Origin of the sequence: Nonomuraea antimicrobica (genome assembly GCF_039536965.1) — a bacterium.
Classification (GTDB): Bacteria; Actinomycetota; Actinomycetes; order Streptosporangiales; family Streptosporangiaceae; genus Nonomuraea; species Nonomuraea antimicrobica.
In genome coordinates this window covers 19,166-42,588 of sequence record NZ_BAAAZP010000081.1, presented here as the reverse complement: position 1 = coordinate 42,588, position 23,423 = coordinate 19,166, and the positions used below count along the sequence as shown (strand labels likewise).

General features: G+C 68.2%; 31 protein-coding genes, 1 tRNA gene and 1 pseudogene. 14 read left to right on the top strand and 19 right to left on the bottom strand.

Annotated elements, in window-relative coordinates; genetic code table 11:
• The first annotated feature begins 55 nt into the window (after positions 1-55).
• Positions 56-529 (top strand): GNAT family N-acetyltransferase, encoded by a 474-nt coding sequence (locus tag ABD844_RS21320; RefSeq protein WP_344880430.1) that lies wholly within the window; start codon positions 56-58, stop codon positions 527-529.
• A 26-nt stretch (positions 530-555) separates the two neighbouring features.
• On the opposite strand, the gene ABD844_RS21315 is transcribed toward ABD844_RS21320, so the two are convergent.
• Positions 556-759 carry a hypothetical protein gene (locus ABD844_RS21315; protein WP_344880428.1) on the bottom strand — a complete coding sequence of 68 codons (204 nt, stop codon included), beginning with the start codon at positions 757-759 and terminating at the stop codon, positions 556-558.
• A 25-nt stretch (positions 760-784) separates the two neighbouring features.
• Here ABD844_RS21315 and ABD844_RS21310 point away from each other — a divergent pair, with 25 nt between their 5' ends.
• On the top strand, positions 785-1,543 hold the full coding sequence (locus ABD844_RS21310) for a substrate-binding domain-containing protein (protein ID WP_344880426.1): 759 nt from the start codon (positions 785-787) through the stop codon (positions 1,541-1,543).
• 117 nt (positions 1,544-1,660) lie between these two features.
• Positions 1,661-1,978 carry a hypothetical protein gene (locus ABD844_RS21305; RefSeq protein WP_344880423.1) on the top strand — a complete coding sequence of 106 codons (318 nt, stop codon included), beginning with the start codon at positions 1,661-1,663 and terminating at the stop codon, positions 1,976-1,978.
• A 165-nt stretch (positions 1,979-2,143) separates the two neighbouring features.
• On the opposite strand, the gene ABD844_RS21300 is transcribed toward ABD844_RS21305, so the two are convergent.
• The 4 genes from ABD844_RS21300 to ABD844_RS21285 all read right to left on the bottom strand — a co-directional run bounded on the left by ABD844_RS21300 (position 2,144) and on the right by ABD844_RS21285 (position 4,920).
• Positions 2,144-2,557 (bottom strand): hypothetical protein, encoded by a 414-nt coding sequence (locus tag ABD844_RS21300; RefSeq protein WP_344880420.1) that lies wholly within the window; start codon positions 2,555-2,557, stop codon positions 2,144-2,146.
• 263 nt (positions 2,558-2,820) lie between these two features.
• Complete coding sequence (locus ABD844_RS21295) at positions 2,821-3,360, bottom strand: AAA family ATPase (RefSeq protein WP_344880416.1); 540 nt, start codon at positions 3,358-3,360, stop codon at positions 2,821-2,823.
• A gap of 94 nt (positions 3,361-3,454) precedes the next feature.
• Positions 3,455-4,360, bottom strand: a complete 906-nt coding sequence (locus tag ABD844_RS21290) for an NADP-dependent oxidoreductase (RefSeq protein WP_344880413.1) — start codon at positions 4,358-4,360, stop codon at positions 3,455-3,457.
• Positions 4,361-4,557: 197 nt separating this feature from the next.
• The gene (locus ABD844_RS21285; RefSeq protein WP_344880410.1) at positions 4,558-4,920 is read right to left on the bottom strand and encodes a hypothetical protein; all 363 of its coding nucleotides are present in this window, start codon (positions 4,918-4,920) and stop codon (positions 4,558-4,560) included.
• Positions 4,921-5,027: 107 nt separating this feature from the next.
• Here ABD844_RS21285 and sigJ point away from each other — a divergent pair, with 107 nt between their 5' ends.
• Entirely contained in the window at positions 5,028-5,921 is an 894-nt protein-coding gene (sigJ, locus tag ABD844_RS21280; RefSeq protein ID WP_344880407.1) for an RNA polymerase sigma factor SigJ, read from the top strand.
• A gap of 85 nt (positions 5,922-6,006) precedes the next feature.
• Here sigJ and ABD844_RS21275 read toward each other — a convergent pair whose 3' ends face one another.
• From ABD844_RS21275 to ABD844_RS21265, 3 genes are all read right to left on the bottom strand, one after another.
• Positions 6,007-7,179: an MFS transporter gene (locus tag ABD844_RS21275; RefSeq protein WP_344880404.1), complete on the bottom strand. Its 1,173-nt coding sequence runs from the start codon at positions 7,177-7,179 to the stop codon at positions 6,007-6,009.
• A gap of 261 nt (positions 7,180-7,440) precedes the next feature.
• The gene (locus ABD844_RS21270; RefSeq protein WP_344880400.1) at positions 7,441-8,277 is read right to left on the bottom strand and encodes a hypothetical protein; all 837 of its coding nucleotides are present in this window, start codon (positions 8,275-8,277) and stop codon (positions 7,441-7,443) included.
• Complete coding sequence (locus ABD844_RS21265; protein WP_344880397.1) at positions 8,274-8,810, bottom strand: RNA polymerase sigma factor; 537 nt, start codon at positions 8,808-8,810, stop codon at positions 8,274-8,276. Before ABD844_RS21265 ends, ABD844_RS21270 begins: the two co-directional genes overlap by 4 nt.
• A gap of 187 nt (positions 8,811-8,997) precedes the next feature.
• On the opposite strand from ABD844_RS21265, the gene ABD844_RS21260 reads away from it, so the two are divergent.
• The 6 genes from ABD844_RS21260 to ABD844_RS21235 all read left to right on the top strand — a co-directional run bounded on the left by ABD844_RS21260 (position 8,998) and on the right by ABD844_RS21235 (position 13,339).
• Positions 8,998-9,531 (top strand): RNA polymerase sigma factor, encoded by a 534-nt coding sequence (locus ABD844_RS21260; RefSeq protein ID WP_344880394.1) that lies wholly within the window; start codon positions 8,998-9,000, stop codon positions 9,529-9,531.
• Positions 9,531-10,493: a CU044_5270 family protein gene (locus tag ABD844_RS21255; protein ID WP_344880391.1), complete on the top strand. Its 963-nt coding sequence runs from the start codon at positions 9,531-9,533 to the stop codon at positions 10,491-10,493. The genes ABD844_RS21260 and ABD844_RS21255 overlap by 1 nt, the downstream gene beginning before the upstream one ends.
• 210 nt (positions 10,494-10,703) lie before the next feature.
• On the top strand, positions 10,704-11,528 hold the full coding sequence (locus ABD844_RS21250; RefSeq protein ID WP_344880388.1) for a hypothetical protein: 825 nt from the start codon (positions 10,704-10,706) through the stop codon (positions 11,526-11,528).
• A 5-nt stretch (positions 11,529-11,533) separates the two neighbouring features.
• Positions 11,534-11,749: an MDR/zinc-dependent alcohol dehydrogenase-like family protein gene (locus ABD844_RS21245; protein ID WP_344880385.1), complete on the top strand. Its 216-nt coding sequence runs from the start codon at positions 11,534-11,536 to the stop codon at positions 11,747-11,749.
• Positions 11,750-11,897: 148 nt separating this feature from the next.
• Positions 11,898-12,071: a hypothetical protein gene (locus ABD844_RS21240; protein WP_344880382.1), complete on the top strand. Its 174-nt coding sequence runs from the start codon at positions 11,898-11,900 to the stop codon at positions 12,069-12,071.
• 8 nt (positions 12,072-12,079) lie between these two features.
• Positions 12,080-13,339, top strand: a complete 1,260-nt coding sequence (locus ABD844_RS21235; RefSeq protein ID WP_344880379.1) for an ROK family transcriptional regulator — start codon at positions 12,080-12,082, stop codon at positions 13,337-13,339.
• A gap of 186 nt (positions 13,340-13,525) precedes the next feature.
• Here the strand turns inward: ABD844_RS21235 and ABD844_RS21230 are convergent, their stop codons facing one another.
• A complete protein-coding gene (locus ABD844_RS21230) occupies positions 13,526-14,044 on the bottom strand; it encodes a hypothetical protein (RefSeq protein ID WP_344880376.1) in 519 nt (172 codons plus the stop codon).
• 209 nt (positions 14,045-14,253) lie between these two features.
• Between ABD844_RS21230 and ABD844_RS21225 the strand changes: the two genes are divergently transcribed.
• Complete coding sequence (locus ABD844_RS21225; protein WP_344880373.1) at positions 14,254-14,520, top strand: hypothetical protein; 267 nt, start codon at positions 14,254-14,256, stop codon at positions 14,518-14,520.
• A 108-nt stretch (positions 14,521-14,628) separates the two neighbouring features.
• Here the strand turns inward: ABD844_RS21225 and ABD844_RS21220 are convergent, their stop codons facing one another.
• The 3 genes from ABD844_RS21220 to ABD844_RS21210 form a co-directional block, all read right to left on the bottom strand.
• Entirely contained in the window at positions 14,629-15,414 is a 786-nt protein-coding gene (locus ABD844_RS21220) for a hypothetical protein (RefSeq protein ID WP_344880370.1), read from the bottom strand.
• A complete protein-coding gene (locus ABD844_RS21215) occupies positions 15,411-15,962 on the bottom strand; it encodes an RNA polymerase sigma factor (RefSeq protein WP_344880367.1) in 552 nt (183 codons plus the stop codon). The genes ABD844_RS21220 and ABD844_RS21215 overlap by 4 nt, the downstream gene beginning before the upstream one ends.
• A gap of 295 nt (positions 15,963-16,257) precedes the next feature.
• On the bottom strand, positions 16,258-16,890 hold the full coding sequence (locus ABD844_RS21210) for a 2'-5' RNA ligase family protein (protein WP_344880364.1): 633 nt from the start codon (positions 16,888-16,890) through the stop codon (positions 16,258-16,260).
• Between the two features lie 245 nt (positions 16,891-17,135).
• Here ABD844_RS21210 and ABD844_RS21205 point away from each other — a divergent pair, with 245 nt between their 5' ends.
• Both ABD844_RS21205 and ABD844_RS21200 read left to right on the top strand, forming a co-directional pair.
• Entirely contained in the window at positions 17,136-17,327 is a 192-nt protein-coding gene (locus ABD844_RS21205; RefSeq protein ID WP_344880361.1) for a hypothetical protein, read from the top strand.
• 144 nt (positions 17,328-17,471) lie between these two features.
• Positions 17,472-17,978 (top strand): annotated as a pseudogene (locus ABD844_RS21200) (tyrosine-type recombinase/integrase); the annotation flags it as partial.
• Between the two features lie 229 nt (positions 17,979-18,207).
• On the opposite strand, the gene ABD844_RS21195 reads toward ABD844_RS21200, so the two are convergent.
• The 7 genes from ABD844_RS21195 to galU form a co-directional block, all read right to left on the bottom strand.
• Positions 18,208-18,284: transfer RNA gene (locus ABD844_RS21195), tRNA-Ala, on the bottom strand.
• 49 nt (positions 18,285-18,333) lie between these two features.
• Entirely contained in the window at positions 18,334-18,921 is a 588-nt protein-coding gene (gene sepX / locus ABD844_RS21190; protein ID WP_344880358.1) for a divisome protein SepX/GlpR, read from the bottom strand.
• A 124-nt stretch (positions 18,922-19,045) separates the two neighbouring features.
• Entirely contained in the window at positions 19,046-19,699 is a 654-nt protein-coding gene (locus tag ABD844_RS21185; RefSeq protein WP_344880761.1) for a GNAT family N-acetyltransferase, read from the bottom strand.
• 71 nt (positions 19,700-19,770) lie between these two features.
• A complete protein-coding gene (locus ABD844_RS21180; protein ID WP_344880355.1) occupies positions 19,771-20,247 on the bottom strand; it encodes a MogA/MoaB family molybdenum cofactor biosynthesis protein in 477 nt (158 codons plus the stop codon).
• Entirely contained in the window at positions 20,247-20,681 is a 435-nt protein-coding gene (moaC, locus tag ABD844_RS21175) for a cyclic pyranopterin monophosphate synthase MoaC (protein WP_425568626.1), read from the bottom strand. The genes ABD844_RS21180 and moaC overlap by 1 nt, the downstream gene beginning before the upstream one ends.
• 71 nt (positions 20,682-20,752) lie before the next feature.
• A complete protein-coding gene (gene glp, locus ABD844_RS21170; RefSeq protein ID WP_344880348.1) occupies positions 20,753-21,940 on the bottom strand; it encodes a molybdotransferase-like divisome protein Glp in 1,188 nt (395 codons plus the stop codon).
• Positions 21,927-22,829 (bottom strand): UTP--glucose-1-phosphate uridylyltransferase GalU, encoded by a 903-nt coding sequence (gene galU / locus ABD844_RS21165; RefSeq protein ID WP_344880345.1) that lies wholly within the window; start codon positions 22,827-22,829, stop codon positions 21,927-21,929. The genes glp and galU overlap by 14 nt, the downstream gene beginning before the upstream one ends.
• Before the next feature lie 24 nt (positions 22,830-22,853).
• On the opposite strand from galU, the gene ABD844_RS21160 reads away from it, so the two are divergent.
• Positions 22,854-23,423: a 5-formyltetrahydrofolate cyclo-ligase gene (locus ABD844_RS21160; protein ID WP_344880342.1), complete on the top strand. Its 570-nt coding sequence runs from the start codon at positions 22,854-22,856 to the stop codon at positions 23,421-23,423.

The following is a 23,423-nucleotide window of genomic DNA, read 5'->3' as shown; positions in this document are numbered from 1 at the left end:
CGCGGAGGGGAGGCCCGTCCGCGCCGTATCGGTCGGGCCCGCCTATCGTGACGGGGTGGACACCATCGAGACACCCCTTCTCGTCCTGCTCCCCCTGCGTCCCGAGCACGCGGGCGAGATGGCCGAGGTGCTCTCCGACCCGGCGCTGCACGAGTTCATCGGCGGCGCCCCGCTCACCGAGGCGGAGCTGCGTACCCGCTGCGAACGGCTGACCTCGGGCCCGCCAGGCTGGCGCAACTGGGTGATCTGGGCCCGCGAGGACGAGCGGCTGGCCGGCTACGTCCAGGCCACGATCGACGGCCGCCGCGCCGAGGTCGCGTGGGTGGTCGGCACGCCGTGGCAGGGCCGCGGCCTGGCCACCTCGGCCGCCACGGCCCTGGTCGAACACCTCATGGAACAGGAGGTCGACACGGTCGTCGCCCACATCCACCCGTCCCACACCGCCTCAGCGGCCGTCGCCACCGCGGCCGGCCTGCACCCCACCGACCACTGGGAGGACGGCGAACTGCGCTGGGAACGATCCCACTAGAGCCCGGACGAAGCTCTCCAAGCCGGTCAGTCGAAGGTTTCGTGGAGGGTTTCTGGGTGGTCGTCCAGCTCGATGTGGACGCGGTCGAGCGCGCCGGTGAACGGGAAGCCGCGCGGATAGTCCCAGCTCACCGGTGACAGCGCGTCGCGGCCCAGCACCATGCCCTGCCAGCCGATCAGGTAGCGGGCCGTCGTGAGGGGCTGCGCGCCGGAGGCGGGGCGGCCGTCCACGGCGAGCGACGCGACGCCCCGGCAGATGACGCTGACCGCCGCAGGGGCCCGGTTCCTGCCCAAGGCCAGGGCGGCGCTGGCGGAGATCCGTTCGGGAGTGGACGAGGTGCGCACGCTGCACGCCGACCTCACGGGACGCTTCACGGTGGGCGGCTACCCGGGGCTGAGCGCCGTGCTGCTGGCGCCGCTGATCCAGCGCTTCCGCCGGATGTACCCGGGAGTCGCGGTGGTGCTGCGTGAGGGCGACCCGCTGCAGTTGGAGGAGGCCATCGCCCACGGGGAGGTCGATGTCGCCCTGCGAACCTCGGACGTGCCGCAGGTGCACCACGACATCCCCTCGAAGCACCTGTTCCACGAACGGATCGTGCTGGTGGCGCCGAAGGGGCACCCGCTGGCCACCTCCGCGCCGACGGACCTGACGCTGCTGGCGAACGAGACCGTCATGGTCACCGGCGACCCCTACGCCGGCTGGGCCGACTACCGCGACCGGCTCGACCGCATCGGCGCCGATCCGGTCGAGATCATGGTGATCGCCCAGTCCACCACCATCGCCGCCCTCGTGTCCGCCGGTCTGGGGGTGGCGATCCTGGGGGCGTTCGCGGCGCAGGTGTCGGTGTTCGGGGACAACCTGGTGACCCGGCCGCTGCCGGGGCCGCTGTGGCAGCGCGAGATCCGCCTCTACCGCAAGGCGGGACGGGTGACCAGCACGCCGGTGGACGCCTTCCTCGACCTCCTCGACGAGCACGCCCCGGCCCTGACCGCGCGCACCGCCGTCTGGCCCTAGCAGTGCCGGTCCCAGCCACAGCCGGGGGCAGGCCCCTATGGTCTCTTTGTAGCGGTCTTATAGCGGCTGCTTGCTACGTTCGGCGACGACGCGACCGATCTACCACCAAGAGGTTTCATGAACATGAGAGCCGGGCTCAGGGCGTGGACCGTGGCCGCCGGCGCCGCGATCCTGCTCGTCGCCGCATCGGGTGCCGCGAGCGCGACTCCTGTGGAGACGGCAGCCGCGATAAGCTGCGTCAAGAAGATCGACAGCGGCAAGGAGCGCTTCATCTACCCCTGGGTCAAGGTCAAGAGCAGTTGCGCCTGGACCTACGACGTCAAGGTCATCTGGAACAACGGGACCGACGGCAACTGCGTCGAGCTGGCGCCGGGCAAGACGACGAAGAGCATCTCCACCCCCGGCGCTTCGTACCAGCGGGTCGACCACTGCTGACGCGGTCGTGCACCCGTGCCACGGCGTTTCCCCGATGGAAAACGCAGGGGTTCGGGACTTCCCAGGCCGTCAGATGCCACCACGGCCTCGGCCGGGCGGGCGCACACCAGGCCGGACGGCCGGTGCGCGCCCGCGGGGAACCCGGCATCGAAGCCGGTCGAACGGTTACAGGTTGAACTGGCCGGTCTCGACCACGACCCGCCCCCGCGGCACTTCCAGCTTGCAGTTGATCTTGTAACGGTCACCGTTCGTGCCGCGCTTCGTGGCCGGCCCCACGCCCAGACTGGTCGTGGTCCGCGGGCCGTTCTGGATGATGTCGCCGGTATGAGAGTGCCAACTGAAACTGTGACGGTGCACCGGGAAGCACCACAGCTTCATGCTGCGCCGGGAACTGCACCCGGCCTTGCCGGAGTAGGTGTAGCGGTTGGCGCTGCTGTTCCAGTTCACGCTGGCGGTCACTTTGCAGCCGTGGCCGCTCTTGCTCACCCTACTGGTGCCCGCCCAGGCGGGCGTGGCGAGCAGGGCCAGCGTCACTGCCGCGCTTCCGGCGAGGGCGAGGGTCGTACGTAAGGGCTTCACGGAAGGTCCTCCCTGGGTCGGTGTTGGCGTACAGGTGGAACCGCTTCGCCTTTACTGACGAAATCAGCCGCCGACGTGTGACATCGCCTCATGACCCAACGTCAGGACGCGGGCGGCCGCATCTGACCGAAGGCCGTGTTCCCGCTGTTCACCGGGAGGTCCGCTCATCGGGACGCCGGGATGCCGACTTCACCGACTTCGCCGAGGTGCGCGGACCGACGAGACGGGCACCGTGCCCCGGTGCCCCGTGCCCCGCCCGCCGCTCAGAGCTGACTCGCCTCACCTGCCTGAAGGCGGGCGTCGCGGAGGATCAGCCGGGCGGTCTCCTCCGCCGCGCTGTCCTCGCCGATGATCGTCTCCGTGCCGTCGGGCAGGGTGTCATGGTCCAGCCACCACCGCCGCATCTCGTCGGGACCGAACTGGTCGCGCTGGGGCCGCGTCCGGTGCCTGCGAAGGGTCTCTTCCCAGGGCACGTCCAGGTAGTAGCCGCGACTGGTGCCGCGGTGGTCGCGCGAGAGCGCCCGCAGCATGTCCCCGTAGCGGCTGCGGGTGAGGATGCCCTCCAGGATCACGTGGTATCCCTGGTCCAGGGCGTGGCGGCACATCAGGTCGAGCAGCCCGATGTTCACGCCTCCCGGCCGGTCCAGTTCCCGCAGGATGTCTCGGCGTACGACGTCCTGGCCGATCACGGCCATGCCCCGTTTCCGGTAAATGTCGCGTACGGTCCGCGCGACGGTGGATTTGCCCGACCCCGAGTTGCCGCGAATGACGATGAGCACCGTGTCCCGCGAGCCAGTGAGCACCGCACGACACTACCGGACCGGCCCCGGAACGCCTGGCAACGGCAAGGCGTTCCGAGGTGAAGACCCGGCGGCCATGGCAACACGCCACCCAAGATCAGAACACGAGGGCGACCTTCCCCGTCAACTGGCCACGGCGGAAGCGCTCATGTGCCGCTCGCACCTCGCGCAGGCTGTACTCGGAGTCAACGCGTACCTTCACGTGGCCCGCGTCCACGATCCCGGCCAACTCGGCGAGACCCGCACCGTGCTCGCGTACCTGATTGACCGTGGTCCGAACCGCGCGGTGCGACAGATCCGGCACCGGCCCGGCCTGGGTCGCGATGGAGGCGTAACGGCCCTTGTCGACGACGGCACCGGTGACGAAGGCGCCGAAGGTGTCGAAGACGGCGTCGTACGCGGCTGCGGGCAGCGCCGCACTGTCGGTTGTGGCCCATTCCGCCCCGAGGTCGCGAACCACCTCGACCTGAGCCGGCCTGGACACCAGCGCGTCGACCCGCGCCCCACGCGCTCGGGCAAGCTGCACCGCCAGCCCGCCCACCGCACCGGCCGCTCCCGCCACCAGCAGTCGTTCTCCTGGGCGGAGGTCCAGCCAGTCCAGCGTCTGGGAGGCGGTGAGACCGGGCAGCGGCAGCGTCGCCGCCTCCACCAGGCTGATCGTTGCGGGGGCGACCGCGAGGGCGTCCGCCGGCATGGTCACGAGATCGGCCCAGGTTCCTCGACCGGTGTCAAGCTGGTGGGACATCCCGAAGACCCGCTCACCAACCGGCAGTCCGCTGGTGCCGCCGTCCACGACGATCCCGGCCAACTCCCAGCCCAAGGTCATCGGCAGGGGTGGAGCGCCCTCTCCGATGGCCCCTTCGCGGGTCTTGTCGTCCACGGGGTTGATGGCGGAGGCGATGACGCGCACCAGCACCTCACCGTCCCGGGGGCGAGGCGCGGGCGCCTCCGCCAGTGTCAAGACATCGGGGCCGCCGAAGCGGTCAATCCGTACAACACGCATGCCCAGCTCCCTTAGTGTTCGACCGAAATCCAACAATAGGGGCTGCGGATCTCCACGCCCCTCATGGGCCATCAACCGGAACCGAGACCGAACGACACGACGCCTACCCGCAACGGCTCCACACCGACAATCCCCATCGCGGACACATCGCACTCAAGCGCCAACCCGTTGCCGGGTTGGGAGCGGCGTACCGGACTTCAGCGCCGCGCCAGGGCGAGAACGCTCAGCCCGAACATCAGGACGCCCAGGGGGAGGTGGACCGACGGTACGTGCGCGATGCCGAGCGCGACCTGGACCGAGGCGAGGGCGAGGAAGCCGACCGCTTGCCAGACGGGCCGGGGCGAGCCGCCGCCCGGCTTCCACGCCAGCACCGCCGCGAGCACGTACAGCACCGACGCCCCGAACATCACACGGGCTCCGGCACTGTGTAGCGTCTCTCCGTAGGACGAGGTCAGCAGCAGTCCGGCGGAGACCGCTTGAAGGAAGATGGTCAGGGTCTGCAGGGCGATCGCGATCTGCAGAAACGAGAAGCGGCGCTGTGCCGTCGCCTGGGTGGCCATGCCACGGTCCCCTTTTCCGCCCGGGGGCAGTAGATCGACAGGGTCTTACCAGTTCGACGACGCGGCCCTGCGGAAGGTAAGGCGAGGAGGCGGTCGGGGGCATGGGGATGGCCGGAACACGCACCGATGAGATAACCGGCGAACGGCGCAAACTGCTCAATGTTGCCTACCGGCTGCTCGGTTCGCTGGCCGAGGCTGAAGACGCCGTACAGGAGGCCTACGCGCGCTGGTACGCGCTGCCACGAGGCCGCCAGGAGGAGATCGTGTCCCCTGGCGCCTGGCTGACTACGGTGACCGGCCGCATCTGCCTGGACGTACTCGGCTCGGCGCGGGCCCGGCGCGAACGCTACGTCGGCGCATGGCTGCCCGAGCCGCTGCCCGACCGCGCCGAGTGGGCCTACGGCGATGGCACCGACCCCGCCGACCAACTGGTCCTGGACGAATCGGTGACCATGGCCTTCCTCGTCGTCCTGGAGTCGATGACGCCTGCCGAGCGGGTGGCGTTCGTCCTGCACGACGTCTTTCGTTATCCCTTCGCCGAGATCGCCGACGTTCTCGGCCGGACCCCTGCGGCCTGCAAGCAGCTCGCGGCCTCCGCCCGGCGGCGGGTGGGCGTCGCGCGCGCTCCGATGACGGCGTCCGAGCGGGCCGACGCGGCTCGGCAGGTCAAAGAGGCATGGGAGACGAAGGACATCGCGGCCCTCGTCGACCTCCTCGACCCGGCCGCCGTGATGACCGCCGACGGTGGCGGCATCGTCGGTACCGCCCTGCGCCCGATCGAAGGCGCCGCGCGCATCGCCCAGTACATGGTCGCCATCGCCGACAAGGCTCCGGGGCTCGAACTCCTGGTGCGGTCGGTCAACGGTATGCCGGGCTTGGTGGCCCAGCATGCCGGCGCCGTCATAGCCGTCGCCTCGTTCGAGGTCGCCGACGGCCGCGTCACCCGGATCTGGGTGGTCCGCAATCCGGAGAAACTGCGGCCGTGGGCGCGGGACGGCTGACGCCTCAGTCGGAAGGCTGATCACCAAAAGGCGCCCACACCATGAACACCCTCTTCGGCAACAGCCGGCACGGCGCTTCGAGGACTCAGGGCCTGGTGAACGACCGTAGGGATACCGCCATGAGCAGAGCGGCCAACCCGCCGCAGATCATCACGGTGGAGACCGAGAAGGCGTCGACGACGCGGCCGCCGAGGAACGCGCCGAGAGCGAAGGTCGCCTGGAAGGAGGAGGTGAAGACGACGGTGGCGGCTTCAGGCGTGTGAGGGGCGGCGGTAGCGAACGATGCCTGCGAGCAGACGGGCACGCCCCCGTAGGCCAGCCCCCAGACCACAAGCAACAGCACGGCGCCGACGGTTGTACCGCCGACCGAGGGCAGCAGCAGAGTGGTGACCGCGATCAAGCAGCCGCAGGTTGCGAAAGCAGCTCGCGGGCGCGTGGCGACAGCCTTGCCGGCCAGGAAGTTGCCCGCGATTCCGGCGATGCCGTACGCCAGCAGGACGGCGCTGACGGCGGCGGGAGGCAGGCCGGTGACGTCCTGGAGGAAGGGCGTGACGTAGGTGTAGGTGCCGAAATGGGCCAAGACGACGAGGAAAGTAGCCAGCAGTGCGGTTTTGGCACCCCGAGTACGCAGCAGGCCGAGCAGGACACGAGGGCTGGTGACCTGGTGGGCGGGCAGCGGCGGCAGCAGTATCACCAGGGCGACCAGGACCAGGATGGCCAGCGCGGCCAGCACCAGGAAGGCGGTTCGCCAGCCGGCGAGCTGGCCGATGAAGGTACCGGCTGGTACGCCGAGCACGGAGCCCAGCGGCACGGCGGAGAAGATCACAGCGGTGGCGGTGCCGACGGCGTGTGGGGGCACCAGGCGGCCGGCCAGCCCGGCTCCGATGGACCAGAAGCCGCCGATGGTGAGGCCGACGAGCACCCTGGAGATCAGCATGACCCAGTAGGAGGTGGCCACGGCCGCCAGCACGTCGGCCACGGCGAGCACTGCCATGAGGATGCACAACATCACGCGCCGGTCCACCCGGGCGGTGGTCAGTGTGACGGTGGGTGCGGCGATCGCGGCGACGATGCCGGGCAGTGTCATGGTCAGCCCTGTGGTGCCGTCGGAGATGCCGAAGTCGGCCCCGATGGTGGTCAACAGGCCGATAGGCAGGATTTCGCTGGTGACGATGGCGAAGATGCCCAGCATGAGCGAGGTGACCGCGAGCCGGCCGATGAGGGGTGAGCGGGGCCGGGCGAGTGTGGTGGTGGACATGGTTCCCGTTCAGGCAGGTGTGCGTGGAGTGCGGGCTTCAGCCAAACAGCGATGAAGCAGTGAGCACTGGCATGTTTCAGACGCAACCGTCGCCTGCCTGCCCGGCGGCCAGTCCCTCACGCGCTCTCCTGCGGCTCGACACCACCAGCGCCCTCCATCAGGATCACGTCCCAGAACCGGCCTGAAGACCTGGACGGGATCCCGCACCAGCCAGGAGGCCGCGGACAGCGGCCCCCTTCACGCATACGGCGAATCTCCGTCTCACCGCGTGCCGCAGTCGTCGCCACCCGCCGACCGCTGCTGGTTCGCTCTCTTCACCCGCTCCGGACCCGCCTCGACCTGCACCTTGCCCGGGGCCCACGGCCACACGTCCGTGACGAACCAGTTGTCCGGCACCTCAGCAGCCCCAACTCTGCGGGACTCCGCGCCGTCCATGACCTTGAACTCGGCGATCGAACCGTCCCTCTCCGCCAGCACCGCTCGCAGCCCACCAACCGTGAGATTCGTGAAGGCGACACAGTGCAGCAGCTCGCCGGGGGCATCCGCGAAGCCCATCGAGTCATACTTCTCTCCCGGCCTGGCCGGCCTGGCCAGTACGAGCGTGGCGTTGCCCGCCTGATCCGCGGGGATTCGCAGCGCGAACTCGCAGCCGTCCTGACTCTCCTCGCATGCCTGGTGCGCGTATTCGATCTGCCCTCCCTCCCCCGAATCCGAGTAGACGAGCTGCCCGACGATGCTGGGCGAGCCTGGGGTGAAGGAAAGGTCGATGTCCAGTCCGCGTGCCTGGAATTCGGCGCGATAGCGTTCGGGGTCGGCGTACAGGTCGATGATCGTGACGATCAACTCGTCGCCCGACCGCTGGAACGCCAGCGCGCCGCTGGGAGCGAGCGGCGCCGCCTTCGGCACGAACGCCACTCCGATGACGGCGGCCAACGCCAAGGCGGCGGCCAAGGGCAGTATTACCGGCCAGCGCCACCTCCTGCGGACCCTGACGGGCGTCGCCACGATCTCCTCCAACAGCTCCTGAGCGCCACGCCCCTGTTGTGGCGCGCTGGGAGCGGGGTCGATGGCCCTCAACATGCGATCGACCTTGCTCACAGGCTCTCTCCCCTCAGTTCCGCGGTCGGGTTACCCTCATCGGCCAGGCCGAGCCCCTTGGCCAGCCGCTGGCGTGCCCGGTGCAGGCGGATGCGGACCGCCGTCGCCGTACATCCGAGGACCTTGCCGATCTGCTCGCTGGTCAAGCTCTCCCAGCAGGCCAGCGCCAGCACTTCACGATCACGCGACGACAGGCGGTCGAACGCGTCACGCACGTGATCGAGGTCCGCAGGCGCCACTCGGAGGTCGGCCGCCAGCTCCTCACGGAGCCGTTCGGCCAGCACGGCCCTGCGGGAGGCGCCGCGGCGCTGATTGAACAGCACACGGCGGGCCACGCCGTACAGCCACAGCAGCCCCTCATCGTCCTCAGGCACGTCATCGATACGCCGCCACGCGATGAGGAACGTCTCGGAGATCACGTCTGCCGCGTCGTCAGGCGAGCCGGCACGGCGAACGGCGTACTGGTAGATGGCCGGGTAGTACGCGCGGTAGATCGCCTCTAAACGATCCCGCGCTCCCGGTGGATGGGTCACGGATGGATCTCCTAGTCGAGAGTGCCGGATGTAGGAGTACATGTCCGGCACCCGCGGCGACTGTTTCACGCCGTATCGACCCGTTCCGACGGCCTCGGGCGCCACACCCGGGCCGCCGATGTTGTGGAAGGGTCGGCTCGGAGCGGGCAATCACTGTTGTCCATGTTTCCCGGCAAGAGAGACTTGCATGACCATGTCCCTGGACGGAGCGGTCGCCGATCCTGAGCGGTTCGCCACCGTCTTCGATGCTCACTACGAGGAGATACGCCGCTACGTCGGCCGCCGCCTCGACATCGACATCGCCGAGGACCTCGCCGCTGAGACCTTCCTCATCGCATTCCGCCGGCGCGGCAGTTTCGACGCCGCCAAAGGCACTATCAGAGCCTGGCTGTACGGCATCGCCACCCACCTCATCGGCAGACACCGGCGGGCCGAGCTCCGGCGCTACCGGGCACTGGCCAGATCCGCTTCGCCCGCCGCCGACGACGGCCATGACCAGCGCGTGGTGGATCGGGTCGCCGCCGGGGTGACCGTGCAGAAGCTCTCGGCCGCGCTGGCCGGGTTGTCGCGCGGTGAACGCGATGTGGTGCTGCTCGTCGCGTACGGCGAGCTGACCTATGAGGAGGTGGCCGCGGCGCTCGACGTCGCCTACGGCACCGTCGCCTCCCGGCTGAGCCGGGCCAGGACCAAACTGCGTGACGCGTTGGGAGTTGAGGTGTGATGAAGGAGTTCCAGCTCATCGACGAGGTGATGCCGGACGCGCCGCCCGCCGACCAGGCCAGGGTGATGGCGGTCCGCGCGCGGATGCTGAGTGACGGCCGGCGACACCGCCTGCCTGCCTGGTCCAGGGTGGCGCTCACGGCCGCGGCCGTCAGCGTGGTCTTGGTCGGCGGATTCATAGCCGCGCCCCTGCTGGGCGGGCCCGGGACCCAAACGGCTACGGCGCTGGGCCCGGCCGCGGTGCTGGAGGCGGCGGCGGACCGGCTGGCCGCACGGCCGCCAGGCACCGGCGCCTGGTGGCGGCGGGAACTGGTGCAGGTACTTCGGAGCAAGGCCATGTACGGCTTCACCGTCGAGCAGCGGGTCGAGGAGGTGCTGTGGGTGAACCGAGAAGGGGAACAGCGGACGGAGCGAGGAGACGTCTCCGCCAAACCGCTCACTCCCGCCGACGAGCAGGTGTGGAAGGACTCCGGCTCGCCGAAGCTCTGCGAGCCCAGCGACGACTGCCAGATCGGCAGGTTCTACTTCTCCCCTGTGGATCAGGTCAAGCCCGTGGCGAACCTGCCCACCGACCCCGAGGCGCTCAAGGCCGAACTGCTGAAGCACTTCCCCGTGAGTGGCAAGGAGAATAAGGAGGCGTGGCTCTGGGCTGTTGCCAATTGGCTACTCCTCAATACCGAGAGCACTCCGGGCACGAGGGCGGCGCTCTACCGGATGCTCGCCGATCTGCCGAGCGCACGGGTGACCGACGGCGTCACCGACCCCGATGGCCGCACCGGAGTCGCGCTGATGTACGGCGGCCCAAATGCGCTCGGGCAGATCGTCATCGACCGGGACAGCGGCGACCTGCTTGCCCTCCAGGATGAACAGGTCCCAGCGAATGGCCTTGATGACGTCGGAACATTCAACTCGTACGTGGTCAAGCAACTGGGCTGGACCGACGAGGCACCTGGGAGCGACTGAGGCCGCCCCGGCGGGCGCAGGTTCAGCTTCATGCTTGAGGACGCGCCGGGGGCGATGCCTGTAACGGGTCACCCCCGGCGCACCCTCACAAGCAGCCTGAGGTCAGAGGTCTGCTCGTTTCCCGGAGGCAGGCCAAGTGCGTTCAGGATGTCGCGGTCGCTCGCGTTCCACCCCGCTGGACTCGACCTCCGTCCGCAGCCTGTTTGCCGTGTGGCCGAGCGGCTCGACCCGTCCCCACTTGCCCGCCGACGGCCTCACCTGGTCGGGCGGGGCCTGGATGCGCACCTCGACCCGGTAGCGCGCGGGGGCGGTGATCCGGATCCGGTTGGGACGAAGGCGGCCGCGTATCCGCCGGGCAGTTCGCGCAGCCGGGGCGGCAGCACCGCGATCACCTTGGCCGGCGCCCTGACCGACGTCTCCTCCACACCTTCCCGCCCGCCTGCCGCAGCGCTCTGCAGGCTGAGCACGACCTCGTCGTCCTCGTCGTCCTCGTCGTCCTCCTCGCGGCCTCGGGGCGATGTGTGCGAGGAGCAGTTCGAGATCGTCGAGACCGAGGTCGCCGCACCGGGCGAGGGCCAGTTCCCGGTGCGCGACGACTGGATGATGCTTTCGGTCGTCATGAGCGCCCTGATGGAGGCCGAGCCTCACCCCGACCTGCCGATGTCGGCGTACGCGCTGGGCGAGCCGCCGTGGATGCCGACCGTGGGCACGGACGTGGCGTCCAACAGCCCGCAGCTCTTGGTCGGCGACCTGGTCCACCACAACAGCGGGTTTCGCGAGTACGTCGTCGGTGAGGCCGACAGCTGGGAGTTCACCCGGCTCGACCCTGATCTCCTGCCCGGTCCGCAATACCACCTCAACCAGGGCGTAACCGCCTGGCGGGGCATGGTCGACGTCGCCAAGATTGGCGAGGGCGACACCGTGTTCGTCTCGGCCGCCAGGCGAGCAGTTCGAAGCCGCGCTGCAGGTGGCGGCGCCCAACGCCCGCTTCGCTCTGCGGCGACCTGTCCGGCAAGAACCCCACCCTCGACCTGAACCCCGTGATCCTCAGGGACATCACGCTGCGCGGCTTCACCATGCCGTATGAGCCGGAGGCGTTCGAGACCTGGAACGCGCACTGCAGCCAGTGGCTACGAGACGACAAACTGGTCTTCCCGCACACCGTGATCGACGGCGGCCTCGCCGCGGTGCCGCGTGCTCTGGTGGACCAGCTGAATGGCAGGTTCAGGGGCACGGCGCTGGTCAAGCTGTCTTGACTCCCGCAGAGCGAGTCGTCGCCAAGCCTCAGGGGACCACAAGGCACCCGATCAAGGCAGGCGAGGCGAGATCGCAGCCTGGTGTTCTGCGCGAACGTCGGAACCCGCTGGAGTCCCCCGCGAACCGCGTCACTCGTTCGTCTCCATCATGAGTGACCAGGGCGTCATCCCCATCGAGACCATCGCCGATCTCGTCGGGCACGCGGGCACGAGTGTCACAGAGGCGGTCTACCGGTTCCAGCTCAACCCGGTGATCGCCAAAGGGGGCATGAAGATCGCCTCCCGTACCGAGAGTGATCGTCTCCCGCGTTGGACGTCATGACGGCTTTCATGCTGGAGACGATCATGTTGCCTGCAATCGGCTTCACCGGCGGCGCTTTGCGGGCCAAGATTGGTCGCATGAGCGCAAATCCCGGGCGTCCGCGTCTGTTACGTGAGCTGAACGACCGCGCTGCGGTGGAGTTGCTGGCGTCGTCCGGGGCGCTGACTCGGGCGCAGGTGAGCGAGATGACCGGGCTGTCGAAGGTGACGGCCAACCATGTCCTGTCCCGTTTGGAGGATCGTGGCCTGGTTGTCAAGGTCGGCGTGCAAGAGGGAGGACGTGGTCCTTCCGCGGCTCTTTACGGGCTCAACCCGTTGTGCGGCTATGTGATCGCGATCGAGGTCTACCTGGACACGACCTCCGCCGTTCTTACCGACATCACAGGGCGCGTGCTGGCGGAGACGACAGTTTCGACCGACGTCGCCGCGGATCCGGCCGAAGCGGTGTACACGATCGCGGAAGGCCTCACCCAGGCCGCACAGATCGACATGTCGTGGGTGCAGGCGTGCGTGATCGCTCTGCCCGCCGTCATCGATCCCGTTACAAGCAACATCCGCTTCTGCTACGACATGCCCGCGTGGTGCGGGAATGTGATCGAGGTTCTGCGCCAGAGGTTGCGGCTGCCCGTCACGATCGACAACGATGTCAACCTCGCCGCGATCGCCGAGCGCGCGGCGGGGGTCGCGAGCGACGTACGCAATTTCGTACTGGTCTGGATCGGACGTGGGCCTGGATCGGCCGTCATGGTGGGCGACCAACTGTTGCGGGGGACGGCGGGCGCGGCTGGTGAGCTCGGTTGGATGCCTGTCCCTGGCGCGGCCGTGAGCGACGGCGGCTTTGATCGCAGCCGGCATGAGGTGGGCGCTGCCTTCCAGGCCCTGGTGGGCTGGCGGGCGGTGCAAGAGCTGGCCAAGAGGCACCAGATCGCTGCCGAAGATGCCGCACAGAGCGTGGCGGCCGCCGCGGGGAATGCCGCCGCGGGGAGCGTGGCGGGGGCGGCCTTTCTTGATGAGTTGGCACGGCGGATCGCTTTGGGGGTCGCGTCAATCTGCACCGTTCTCGATCCTGAGCTTGTTGTGCTGGCAAGTGATGTCGGTGCTGCGGGAGGTGACGAACTGGCCGGTCGTGTTCAGCGGGCTGTCGCCGACATGTGTCTGGCCCGGCCTCGGGTGGAGGCAAGCACGGTTCTGGACTGGCCTGTGCTGCGCGGGGCCGTACTGGTCGGGATCGGCCAGGCACGTGAGCGTGTGTTCTTCGGCGATCTATGAGCAGTGCGCGCTCCTGGTGGGGTGTTCACGAGTGTGGTTTCGCAGGGACGATGATGCACGGGCAAAGATCGCTTCCCGAGATGCGCGTGATCGTTTCCCAGCCTGTCCGGCGTCTTCAGGTAATGGCAGCGCTCCGCATGCGGCACGCGTCGGCGCGGGACCGGGAGGTCATGCGTCACATGAGGTTCAGGGGCCGTCGGACCAGATGTACCAGGGGCCCGTGAAATGCTCGTAGCTTCCCTCTTCTGGAGCCGGTGCCCGACCCGGAAGGTAGGCGAAGCCGTACCATCTCCAATTGATCGTGAGCTCGGTGACCATGAACCTCGCTCCACCAGGGATCTTCTCCACATCGCCCACGAAATACAGGCCCCACCATCGATCGCTGTCGTACTCACTGCGCGCCGACAGGGCGTGGCGCTCCAGGCTCGACTCCGACAGGGCGAAGCGCGCGCGAAGGGGCGCGTCGACCTTGACGAGCAGCACCGTACCCAGCACCAGTGCGAGCGGGACGAACATCCACCGCGCCCACCCCCGCCCCGGACCCAACATCCACGACCAGGCAACGGCGAGCGCCACCCAGTACGGCACCAATGCCAATGCCCAGACGGACAGACCGGGAGCGCTCACCTCAAAAGACGTCAGGAGCGAGCCGAGCCCGATCGCCCCGGTAAAGAGCAGAGCGCGGCGGTTGCGAGTCGGGCCCATAGGGCGATCTTGCCCGACATCAGAACCAAGCGCAGCAGATCATCTCCCCGCACTCGCCCGACCTCGGCCACCTGGACAAGTCCGACCGGGACTGCCCTACCTGAGCCCCACACTGCCGGAGCGCGTACTTGCGGCAATCCGCACCCGGTGTAGCCCACCTCGCAGAACTCGGATACGCCAGCCGCACTTCCGTAGCCGACGAGCCCCCGTTGACCGGCGCGTACATGGCCGCTGTCGCCTTCCCGCAGTTGGCGCTCGGCGTGGTCTCGACACCCCGCACAAACGCATCGGAGCCCAACGCCGTCACCACCCTGAAACCCCTGGCCGCGCCCGGCTTCCCCACAGCCTTCGCCGTCGTCGACCGCGCCTACACCGACCAGCAACGCAACCATTTCGCCGCCGTGCTCGTCGACGCGACCGTTCGGAGGGACGGGGTGGGCAGTTTCGTCCCGGGTCGCAGTCTCCGACTCTGGTGAGAGGCTTCAATGAAGCAGCACTGCGTGCTGTCTGGGGAAGCCCGGCTTGACGGGTGAAATGCCGGTTGGAGTACGTCGGGCGCCCGCATACCCCAACCGGCTCATGATTCAGTTTCCGGCCATCTCCTTCACCATTGCCTCATCGGATTCCGCATCTACGAGGGTGCAAGGCGCGACCGGGCTGCCGGCCTTGGCCAGATAGGTACCGAGCCACCAGGCCATTTCCGGGTGGTTGCCCGGCCGGAACTCCAGCACCAGCGTCTCCCCCTTCCTGATGTAGCTCGGGGAGATCACGAAGGTGTTCCGGTTGATCGGTCTGGCGGCGTCCGCGGAGCGCCAGTTCTCCGGCGCGTCGAACTCCTTGCGCTCCTGGTCGGTCATGTTCTTGGTGCTCGGTGGGTCGTAGGCCAGGTCCGCGCCGGCAAAGCGGCCACGGGCGCAATGCTCGTCCGCATCGGTGAACGTCACGTCGGCCAGGATTCCCTCGGCCTTGAGCTTGGCCTCCAGCCCTTCAGAGTCCCGGAACTCTCGGACCGTCACCTGAACGGTGCCGTCGGGCTTCTTCACCACGGCGTACGCCGCGCTCTGTGACACGGAGACCAGCGGCACCGCCACCAGCGCGGCCGCGGCGATGCCCGCGACCGCCACCCCCGCCAGCAGGCGACGACGCAGCGGGGAAGGGCCGTGCCGCGGTGCCGCCGCGGTAGTCGCCGGGGACGGGTGAACGTGTTCCGGCTCGGCGGCACGCCTGCCGGGCAACCAGGACGCGCGGCGTCGCACGGGCGGCGTCGCGACGATCTCCTCCAGAAGCTCCTCCACACCCTGGCTCAGAGCGGGTTCGTCGTGATCAGCAGCCGGGTCAATGGTGGCAAGCATGCGGTCGATCTTGTTCATCGGGCTTCTCCTCTCAGCGGGGTCATCACGGGGGCCTCATCCGTCGTGCCGAGTAGCCGGGCCAGTCGTTTACGTGCTTTGTGCAGCCGGATCCGAACGGCGGTGCTGCTACAGCCCAGCACTGTGGCGATTTGCGGGCCGGTCAGCCCTTCCCAAGAGGCCAGGGCGAGCACCTCCCGGTCGGCCGGGTCCAGGGCGGCGAAGGCGGCATGAATTGCCTCAGTACGCGGATCGGCGAGCGTGGTCTCCTGGCGGACGGCCAGTTCGCCGCGGAGCCGCGCGGCCAGCGCGCTGCGGCGCGACTCCCCGCGCCGGTGATTGGCCAGGACGCGGCGGGCGGCGCCGTACAACCACAGCAGGGCGGCATCCCCCTCCGGGACGTCATCCAGCCGCCGCCAAGCAGCGAGAAAGGTCTCCGCGATCACGTCAGCGACGTCGTCAACCGAATCGGTACGGCGGAGCGCATAGCGCTGTACTGCCGGGTAGCAGGCGCGGTAGAGCGCCTCGAAACGATCTCGCGCGCCGAAGGGCACGCGTGGATCTTGCACAGGTGTCTCCTTGTCGAAGAGTGGCGGAACACCTCACTAGGTGTCCGGCACCTCCGTCAGTGTTTCCTGCCCTGCTCACGCGCATAGCCAGGTCGCCGGCGTGCGGGGCGCCGAGCACCCAGGCCGCGCGCCGGCCAGGACCCCGCCGTCACGCAGTTCGATGTCCCGGAGAGGCCGCCGCATGCCCGCCCGAACCGTCCGGCCGCCCGCCGCGCAGCGGGCGGCGGCTTGAACCCGCATAGAAGGTTGTAACCACGCCAGATCTGATAGCCGCCTAACGAACGCCTGGCCTGCCCTATCGGCCGCCGATGGGCACTGTGGTACGGATGTTCCAGCGGTAGACCCACTCGGGGTCCAGGACCCGGTTCTGTACGATCAACGCCACCTCATCTACGTTGACGCTCGTCGAGTCGGCCTCGACCGTGTTCAAAGCGTCGACGTAGGGCTTGGCCGGTCCGGGGGTGTTGAAGTAGGTCAGGCTCACATGTGGACGGAATCCCTTGGCCCGCTCGGCTGCTGTTGGCGCGTTTCCAGTGACTTCGGCGATGCCGTTCCTGATGTCACCCCAGATCTGGTGCAACGGTTCTGTAGGAGTTGGAGCCAGGACCACGGCTTCGCCGACAACGGCGGGTCGATGGAAGGTCAGCTCGATGGGAGCGAGCTGACCAAGGCGTACGCCCACCGCCTTGATGACCTGGTCGAGCTGTTCTTCAGACACCTCGTCGGCCCACCCCACGGACTGCATGGTGAGGTGCAGCCATCGAGCCGGAATCGGGTTGTGACCATCGATCGTGGCAAGGGCGGCTTGATAGCGCTTCGCGAGCTGGTGCAGTTCTGGGGCCCGCTCAAAGGTCAGATGCCACGTGTAGACCAGACGGCCAGGCCGCCATCCTTGTCGTGGCCACCAGTGCGATCGAACCTCGTCCACGTTCTCGATGAGATCACAACCTGATGTGCTGCACGAGCGTCGGCACCCAACTGGACGCCTCGAACGTGCAGCGGGCGTTCCGCGAGCTCATCAGACGAGCGGAACTCGGAACGGCTTGAACTTCCAGCCACGAGAAAAGGGCCCCGGGATCACTCCGAGAACCCTACTCAGGCGATGGACCGGATCTTTCCCGGTGCCTGACACGTACGTCATCATGGGGTTTCGCCCGCCACGAAGGACGGTCCTTGAAGCGCAGCAAAAGAACTTACGGCTTATTGGCCCTCGGCTGGGTCATCCTCATCTTGGTGGGTTGGACGGCCTACTTCACGAATGCTCTGACCAATGATGTCCCGTCCGTGATTGCGATCGTGGGCATAGGGCTGGGATGCCTCCTGACCGCAGTCGTCGTAGCCATCAACGACCGCTGGCCGCGCTGAGCAACGCGAAGGTGCCTTGAAGAGGGCCATCAGGCAAGCTCAGGCACGTGACATCCTGCTCAGGAACGTCGCCAAGCTGGTCACCACGCCCAAGGACACAGACGGGCGCCCAGCAGAGCACTCACCCCGCACAGGAAGATTGCAGTGCTCAAGGCCGCCAAGTCATCCGAACTCCCCGTCTACGTGGCGCTCAGCCTCACCACGGGAGTTCGCGCCGAGGAAGCCCGAGCACTCCGCTGGGACCACGTCGTCGCCTGGATCCCCAGCCCCAAGGCGTGGCAACCGGTGACCGAGGCAGGGTTCAAGCACAAGAGGTTCGCCATCTACGTGTGGCGAGCCGACCGAGAAGGAGGTGACACCAAGACCCGCAAGTCACGCCGCACGCTGGAGTTGCCCAAACTGGCGGCCCAGGCTCTCTGGCAGCACCACGTCAACCAAGCCGCCCACAAGCTCAAGGCCGGCGAGACATGGCAAGATCACAACCTGGTGCTCTGCACAAGCGTCGGCACCCAACTGGACGCGTCGAACGTGCGACGGGCATTCCGCAAGATCACCAAGGATGCGAAGATCGGAACCACCTGGAGTCCCCGAGGACCACGTCACCCGTTCGTCTCCATCATGAGTGACCAGGGCGTACCCATCGAGACCATCGCCGATCACGTCGGGCACGCGGGCACCAGCGTCACGGAAGCGGTCTACCCGGCATCAACTCAGGCCAGTGATCACCAAAGGTGCCCACACGATGAACACCATCTTCGGCGACAGCCGACACGGGTAGAGAATCCGACTGAGATGGCTCCCCGATTGGCTCCCATCGACTTCCAGACACGGGAAAAGGGCTCCCGGATCACTCCGAGAACCCTTCTCACCTGCATCTTCTTGGTGGAGATGAGGGGATTCGAACCCCTGACCCCTTCGATGCGAACGAAGTGCGCTACCGGACTGCGCTACATCCCCAAGGACTCGACTAGGTTAGCAAACTTCGGAGGGTCCTCGCGCCACCGATTCAGTCGCCCACTGCCCGCCTGGGCGGCTCGGCGTACTGGTCGAACAGGACGTCCCGGTGGTGTGTCGTGAGATCGATGACCTCGGCCTCCGCCTCCGCCGCGGCCCGGCGCTGCTCACGTTGCCGCCGCAGGCGCTCAGTGCGCGCCTGGCGGCCGCGTTCGCGGCGTTCGCGGTCCACTTGTACGGCGATGCGGAGAAAGGCCATGTACGCCATCGTGATGACGACGGACGGCGCCACCCCCCACCACGGGATCATCTTCACCGAGGCCGTCACGATCGAGGCCAGCACCAGCAGGGCGGTGAAGAAGAGCAGACGCCGGCGGCGGGCCACGATGATGGCGCGGCGGCGCAGCCGGAACAGGCGGACGTCGACCTTCTCGACCTCGACGGGCGGTGTCCCGTCGTCCTCGTCGGTCTCCGGAGGAGGCGCCAGGTTGTCGAGATCGGGCAACTGGTGCTCGCCGGTGTAATACTCTTCGAGCTCCGCCAGTTCGGCGAGATTCGTCTTGTCCCTGCGCAACCACATGGGAATCAGGACGCAGAGCCACATCACGACGATGGCCAGGTAGAGGAGGACGCTGCTCACAACCACCTCCGGGCAGCACAAAGACGCAGTTGTGCTCGTCGCGCCTTGAATGTGCTCACGTCACGCACCGTAAGACCGCGTGTCACTAATTGACGAGCATTCGGTGCGGTGTGTCGCGAGATCGTCAAACCTCTTCGACAGATGGCCCCCCGTGAGCCGCAGACTCACGCGCGCGACGCCACTGCACGAGCAGGCCGGCGGGGATGTCCTCGACGGTCAGCGCGTAGCAAATGTGGTCGCGCCAGGCTCCGTCGATGTGGAGTTGGCGCCGCCGAATGCCTTCTTCCCTGAATCCCAGCTTCTCAACCACTCTACGGCTGGCCTGGTTCTCGGGGCGGATGTTCGCTTCCAGCCGATGCAATCCGGTGGTGAAAAAGCAATGATCAACGGCCATGGCGAGCGCGGTGGGGATGATCCCTTTGCCTGCCAGCGCCCCGTCCACCCAGTAACCAACCTGGGCGGAACGGGCGGATCCCCACACGATCGCACCCACGGTGAGCTGCCCCGCGAAGCGCCCGCCGTACGTCACCACCCACGGCAACGCCAGCCCCTGCCTGGCCTCGCGCCGCAGGGTGCCGACCATGGAGACGTACGGGCCGAGCCCCGTCCTGAACAGCGGTGTCTCCGGGTTGCTCGGCTCCCAGGGACGCAGCCAGTCGGCGTTGCGCAGCCGCGTCTCGCGCCACACGCGCACGTCGCTCAGCCGCAGCGGCCGGAGGGCGACCGGGCCTTCGTTCAGAGTCGCCGGCCAGCCACGAAGTCGATCCACGTCTCTCATCATCCCCCTATCGGGCACGATGTCGCCACGGATCAGCGAGGACCACTGCGGTCGGCCTCCGGTGGCGCCGCTCAGCGCGGGTGATCGCCGCCCCGAATCTGGTCGACCGCATGCCGCAGAATGGGCGCGAGTACGGCGACGCCATCCCGTACGCCACCGGACGAGCCAGGCAAATTTACGATCAAGGAATTTCCTGCCTGCCCCGCCAGCCCGCGGGACAACACAGCGGTCGGCACCTTGTCCCGATTCGCCAGCCGAATGGCTTCGGCAATACCGGGAATTTCCCGAGAAATCACTCGGGCCGTCATCTCGGGGGTCAGATCCAAGGGGGTCAGCCCCGTCCCTCCGGTGGTGACGATCACGTCGTAGCCGCCCGCCACCCCATCACGAAGCGCGGCCTCCACCGCCTCGCCGTCGGGCACCACCACGGGGCCCTCCACCTCGCACCCGGCGTCCTGGCGCAGCAGGTCGGCCAGCAAGGGCCCGGATTTGTCGGCATAAATCCCGGCGGAAGCCCGGTTCGACACCGTGATCACCAACGCGCGCATCAGGCCCCGTCCCGCGTCCACCGCCCGGTCTTGCCGCCCAGCTTCTCCTCCACCCGGACCTCGGTGATCACCGCGGCCGGGTCGACCGCCTTGACCATGTCGATCAGGGCCAGCGCCGCCACCGAGACCGCGGTCAGGGCCTCCATCTCCACCCCGGTACGGTCGGCCGTCTTCACCCGGCACGTGATCGCCACGCCCCAGTCTTCGACGTCGAGCGTGACCTTCACCCCGTGCAACGCGATCGGATGGCAGAGCGGGATCAGGTCGGGCGTACGTTTCGCCCCCATGATGCCCGCGACCCGCGCCACCCCCAGCGCGTCGCCCTTGGGCACCTCCCCCGACCGCAGCAGCGCCACCGCCTCGGCCGACAGCAGCACCCGCCCGGTCGCCGTGGCCGTACGCGCCGAGACCTCCTTGGCCGACACGTCGACCATGCGCGCGGCCCCGTTCTCGTCGATGTGGGTCAGCTCGCTCACAGCCGGATCGCCTCCACCGGTCCGTTCGCTCACAGCCGGATCACCTCCACCGGCGCTCCGCCGGCCACCTCGGTCACGTCTTCCGGCACCACGATCAACGCGTTCGCCAAGGCCAGCGCGGCGAGCTGGTGGGAGCCCTGCCCGTGCGCCGGCGACACCGTGCCGTCGTTCGACAGCACCCCCCTCAGGAACGACCTGCGCCCGAACGGCGACCGCAACGCCCCCGTGGTGTAGGCGGTGACGGTCTCGGGCACGCCGCCGGGAAGGCCGCGCATCTTGTCGAGCGCCGGCCGTACGAACAGCATGAACGACACGTACGACGACACCGGGTTGCCGGGCAGCGCGAAGATCGGCACCTGGTCGTCCCCCAGGACGCCGAACCCCTGCGGCATCCCCGGCTGCATCGCCACCTTCTCGAACCTGACCGTGCCCAGTGGCGCCAGCGCCTGCTTGACCGGCTCGTACGCGCCCATCGACACCCCACCGCTCGTGACGATCGCGTCGGCGCGCACCAGGTGGGTGTCGAGCAGGTCGAGCAGCACGCCCGGATCGTCCCCGACCGAGCCGACGCGGTAGCCCTCGGCCCCCGCCTCCCGGACCGCCGCGGCGAGCGTGTAACTGTTGGACTCCCAGATCTGGCCGGGAGCCAGGGTGTTGCCCGGCTCCACCAGTTCGGCGCCGGTGGAGATGACCACGACCCGGGGCCGCGGCCGGGCCCAGACGCGCCGCCGCCCCACCCCGGCGATGATCCCGAGCTGCGCGGAGCCGATCACGGTGCCCGACTTGAGCACGATCTCGCCGGCCTGTACGTCTTCACCCGCGCGCCGGACCGCGTTGCCCGCCTCGGCGCGGCGGTCGATGCGGACGGAGACCGTCCCCCCGTCCGTCCACTCCACCGGCACCACGGCGTCGGCCCCGGCCGGCAGGGGCGCGCCGGTCATGATGCGTACGGAGTGACCCGGCCCCACCGCCCGCAGCTCCACGGACCCGGCCGCGACGTCGTCGATCACCGGCAACGTGACCGGAATCTCCGACAGGTCCTCGGCCCGCACGGCGTATCCGTCCATGGCCGAGTTGTCGAACGGCGGCAGCGGCACCGGCGACGACACGTCCTCCGCCAGCGTCGCGCCCAGAGCCTGCTCCAGCTCCAGCTCAAGAGGGGCCAGCGGACGTACAGTGGCCAGGATCTCGGCCAGATGCCCGTCAACTGATTTCATCGAGGAACTCCCGTAGCCACGGCACGAACTCCGGCGCCAGGTCCTTTCGGTCCGCCGCGAATTTCACCACTGTCCGCAAATAGTCCAGCTTGTCACCCGTGTCATACCGCCGGCCCCTGAAGAGCACGCCGTGCACCGGTCCGCCGTCCTCGGAGCCGCGCCCGGCGAGCGTGCGCAGGGCGTCGGTGAGCTGGATCTCGTTGCCGCGCCCGGGCGGCGTGCTCTCCAGCACCTCGAACACCGCCGGGTCGATGACATAGCGCCCGATGATCGCCCAGTTGGACGGCGCCTCGTCGGCCGGCGGCTTCTCGACGAGGTCGGTCACGCGTACGACGTCGTCCTCGTCGGTCGGCGCGATGGTCGCCACGCCGTACAGCGAGACCTGCTCCTTCGGCACCTCCATCAGCGCGATCACGCTTCCGCCGAACGTGTTGCGCACCTCGATCATGCGCCGCAGCAGGTGGTCGCGATGGTCGATCAGGTCGTCGCCGAGCAGGCAGGCGAAGGGGTGGTCGCCGACGTGGTGTTTGGCGCAGAGCACCGCGTGGCCGAGCCCCTTCGGCACGCCCTGGCGTACATAATGCAGGGTCGCCAGGGAGGCGGGCTCGCGAACCTGGGAGAGCCGGTGCTCGTCGCCCTTGGCCTCAAGGGCCTCCTCCAGCTCGAACGCCCGGTCGAAGTGGTCTTCGATCGAGCGTTTGTTCTTGCCGGTGACCATGAGAACGTCGAGCAGCCCGGCGGAGGCGGCCTCTTCGACGACATACTGGATCGCGGGCTTGTCGACGATGGGCAACATCTCTTTGGGTGTCGCCTTGGTCGCCGGAAGAAACCGGGTGCCCAGACCCGCGGCGGGCACGACGGCTTTCGTCACAGGGTCAAAGTCAGCCATGAGTAGACCCTAGTGGAGGGACCTGTGGACAAGCTGAACCTGCGCCGTCAACTGAATGAGGCACGCGCTGCCCTCTCCCCCGAACAACTACACGCGAACGCCGTCAAGGTTCGCGAAACTCTGCTCGAACAACCCTGGGTCCAGATGGCCGGCCTGGTGGCCTGCTACTGGTCAACGGGGTCGGAGCCGGAGACGCACGGGCTCGTGTTCGCTCTCTGGAAACATGGAGCCACAGTCATCCTCCCCGTCCTGAGGCAGGACAACGACCTGGATTGGGCGGTGTACGACGGACCTGACACGCTCGCCCCGGGACGCCACGGGATCATGGAGCCGGTGGACACCCGGCGGGGCGTGGACGCCGTACGCACGGCCGCCCTCGTGATCGTGCCCGCCCTGGCGGTGGACCGGCAAACCGGAGTACGCCTGGGACGTGGCGGCGGCTCGTACGACCGGGCCCTCGCCCGGGTCGGGCCGAACGTTCCGACGGTGGCGTTGCTGCACGACGGCGAGCTGATCGACGGTGTCCCCCACGAGCCGCATGACCGGCAGATCAGGTATGCGATGACACCCTCGGGACTCACTAGGCTTATGTGA